This window comes from Candidatus Neomarinimicrobiota bacterium (genome assembly GCA_012964825.1).
Classification (GTDB): domain Bacteria; phylum Fidelibacterota; class Marinisomatia; order Marinisomatales; family S15-B10; genus UBA2125.
This window is the reverse complement of sequence record DTTI01000021.1, coordinates 1-3472: the sequence shown is the minus strand read 5'-3', so window position 1 is coordinate 3472 and position 3472 is coordinate 1. Positions and strand designations below refer to the sequence as shown.

The window sequence follows — 3472 nt, the reverse complement described above, 5'->3', positions numbered from 1 at the left end:
CCGAGTTAGGCCTTGAGGTAAAAACGCCTCTGGTCAAATAGCCTCCTCACGGGGGTTTTTTGTTTGTGGGTATACCACAAGGCTCATATTCCCCTCCTGATTGACTTTACCGCTATCTCTCCCTAGTTTGGCTACAGAGAGGTAGTTTCCCCATTATGCTTCCACATAGGAGTCATTAATGAAACAGCGTTCAATGATCATTGTTAGTATTCTTCTTATCCTTTCATTGTCTTCTTTTGCTTCATCACAGGAACGAATTCATTGGGATGTTTTAGATAGAATACGTGAAGAAGGTTTCGATCGTTCTAAAGTGGACGAATACATTTGGACATTAACTGAACTCCATGGCCCCAGATGGACTGCTTCCCCCAATATGCGCGTTGCTCAGGATTGGGTTAAAACTATAATAGATCAAATGGAATTGGATAATACAGCACTGGAGCCTTGGGGAGGAAAATATGTGAGTTGGGATCTGGAATACGCATCTATTCACATGCTGGAACCAGATTATCAGATGGTGATTGGCTATCCCATGGCCTTGACCCGTGGTACAAATAGAAAAATTACCCGGGAAGCTATGATCGTTAATATCCAACAAAAGTCAGATCTGGATAAATATAAGGGTCAGCTTTATAATAAAATCATATTGGTCTCTCCCCTTCGTGAATTTTCTCCCCGGTTCAAAGCTGATGCTCTGCGTCATGATGAAAACTCGTTAAATGACTATGCGACAGAAGGCGTGGATATCAATATGGCTGAACGTCGTAAACAGGTCTTCATGAAAAAGTCACCAAAGCCTGAAGATATTAACAACGATGAACTGGAAGCATTTTATAAAGATGAAGGTGTAGATGCCGTGCTATACTCGGGTACTGGTGGTGATGGGACCGTTCGGGTAACATCACGGCAAACAAGGAAAAAAGATCTCACCAATGATGCCGTTAAAAATTCATTACCCACGTTGGTCATTGCCGGCGAACATTACAATCGGATCTACCGTCTGTTGGAGAAAAAACATACGGTAAAAATGGAAATCAATGTCCGGGTAAACTTGGGCAATACTGAACTCGAGGGTCGCAACGTGATTGGTGAAATACGTGGCTCAGATTTAGCTGATGAAATCGTTATGATTGGGGCACATCTGGATTCCTATCATACAGGTACCGGTGCTGCAGATAATGCCACCGGCAGTGCGGTGGTCCTAGAAGCTATGCGCATTCTAAAGTCTCTCGGTCTTAAGCCTCGTCGGACAATACGTATGGCTCTTTGGACAGGAGAAGAATGGGGTTTTTTTGGATCCCGTGGATATGTCGCTAAGCATTTTGGAAATCCTGATGAAGGGAAAAAGTCTGCCTACGATAAACTTTCCGTGTATTTTAATATGGATAATGGTACTGGTCAGTTCAGAGGAATACATCTGCAAGGACATACTGCGGCAAGTCCCATATTGGAAGCATGGATGAAACCTTTCCAAGATTTGAAGATGAAAACACTTTCACAATTCAGCAACACAGGTACGGATCATTATACCTTTGTCAAAGCAGGATTGCCCGGATTTCAATTTTTGCAGGACCGTATCGATTATAGAACCCGAACCTGGCATTACAACATGGATGTCTATGATCACATAGTGGTGGATGATTTAAAGATAAATGCCATTGTACTTGCTAGTTTTGCCTATCACGCTGCTATGCGCGACGAAATGATGCCGCGCATCCCCTTCAAAAGATGGAAAGCCAATTTTTCCAAACACCAGCCAGAGCTTTTTAAAGATGGAGGTTCCCTAACCAATGCCTTTGCTGATTACGACAATGATGGCGATCTTGATTTGTTCGTAGGATTTAATGACAAACCAAATCGCTTATATAGAAATAATAATGGGACCTTCGAAAATGTGGCTGATCAAGTTGGCATAGCCGATTCCAATGTCACCCGTACAGCGGCATGGGGCGATTACGATGGTGATGGCCATGTAGACCTTTTCGTCGGTTTCGTTTCCAGGAATGAAAGTAGTAACAAACTTTATCGCAACGAAGGCGATGGCAAGAGTTTCACTGATGTGACTCGCACTTCAGGAGTTAATCTCACTGGCAGCTTCCGTCAAGCAAGCTGGATCGATTATGACAACGATGGTGATTTGGATCTTTTTGTAGGTCTGAGAAATAAACCCAATGTACTGTTGCAAAATACCAGTGGCAAATTCAAGAATATGGCGAAACAGTTAGGTATTGACGATGCACGAAGAACCGTCGGTGCTGTTTGGTTTGACTACGATAAAGACGGAGACCTTGATTGTTATGTCGCAAATATGGATGGAGATGCCAACGGCCTGTTCCGTAATGATGGTTCCAAGTTTGTGGATATTGCTGAAGAAGTAGGTTTGGAAAGTGGAGGAAGGCCTCTTGGATCGGATGATTATGGTAGTGTGCGCCCTTCTCTTGGCGATTATGACAACGATGGGAATTTAGATATTTTTCTGGCCAATTATGGCCCCAACGGGCTCTATCGAAACATAAATGGCAGGAATTTCAACAATGTAGCACCTGAACTTGGCCTTGCGATTGATAATAGTTACGACACCGGTTCCTGGGGTGATTACGATAATAACGGCCGCTTGGATCTTTATGTAAATGGAACGATTACTGGCGGCAATAGCTATGAGGATTATCTATTTCATAACGATGCTAGTGGCTTTACCAATATCACTCCAAAAATCATCAAGGACAATGATGGTGATCATGGCGCCCACTGGGTGGATTTTGATCAAGATGGAGATCTTGACCTTGCCCTAACTGGTGCTTCATCTGATGGCATGCATCACTTGCTTCGCAACGAGATCGCTGAGGAACTTGCCCAGCAATCTCTGCAAGTCGTCGTTCTAGATGGTAATGGGCATTACACTCGGTCCGGTTCTGAGGTGCGTCTTTATAAAGCGGGTACGAAGCAACTCCTAGGTATGAATATTATAGATACGGGCTCCGGCTACAATTCCCAGAATGCTATGCCAGTCCATTTCGGCCTGAGAGGAATCAATTCTGTCGATGTTAAAGTGACCGTTATGACCAATGCTGGTAGAAAAAGCGTCTTGTTGAATAATGTAGATCCAAAAAAATATTCGGGACGCAATTTAATAGTGAAAATTAATGCCGCCGGAGTAAGAGTAAACTAAGCATTTTTAACGACCGTCCCCCCGTCACTTATCAGGTTGAGATTGGGAAAGTGGTTGAGAAAGCTGATTTATTTCAATAGCATCATCTTCCGGGTCTGAGTGAACTCACCAGCCTGTATTTGGTACAGGTAAACACCAGCACTTACGGGTCGGCCCAAATCATCAGTGCCATCCCAAACTTTAGTTTTAAAACCTGCCTCTTCATGGCCCTTAATAAGGGTACGTATTTGCTTACCCAAAATATCATAAACTTGAATGACAGTGTATCTTCCCTCTAGCAAGTCATACTTTATAACAGTTGTG

At 43.3% G+C, this 3472-nt stretch carries 2 protein-coding genes; one reads left to right on the top strand and one right to left on the bottom strand.

What is annotated here, in order from left to right:
* The first annotated feature begins 178 nt into the window (after window positions 1-178).
* Window positions 179-3169 carry a M20/M25/M40 family metallo-hydrolase gene (locus tag EYO21_01285; GenBank protein ID HIB02447.1) on the top strand — a complete coding sequence of 997 codons (2991 nt, stop codon included), beginning with the start codon at window positions 179-181 and terminating at the stop codon, window positions 3167-3169.
* A gap of 68 nt (window positions 3170-3237) precedes the next feature.
* Here the strand turns inward: EYO21_01285 and EYO21_01280 are convergent.
* Window positions 3238-3472: T9SS type A sorting domain-containing protein (locus EYO21_01280; protein HIB02446.1), on the bottom strand; the 235-nt coding region annotated here is incomplete at its 5' end.

Excerpts from the sequence above, each read along its gene's own strand:
- EYO21_01285 (HIB02447.1), top strand. The coding sequence starts at position 179 with ATGAAACAGCGTTCAATGATCATTGTTAGTATTCTTCTTATCCTTTCA.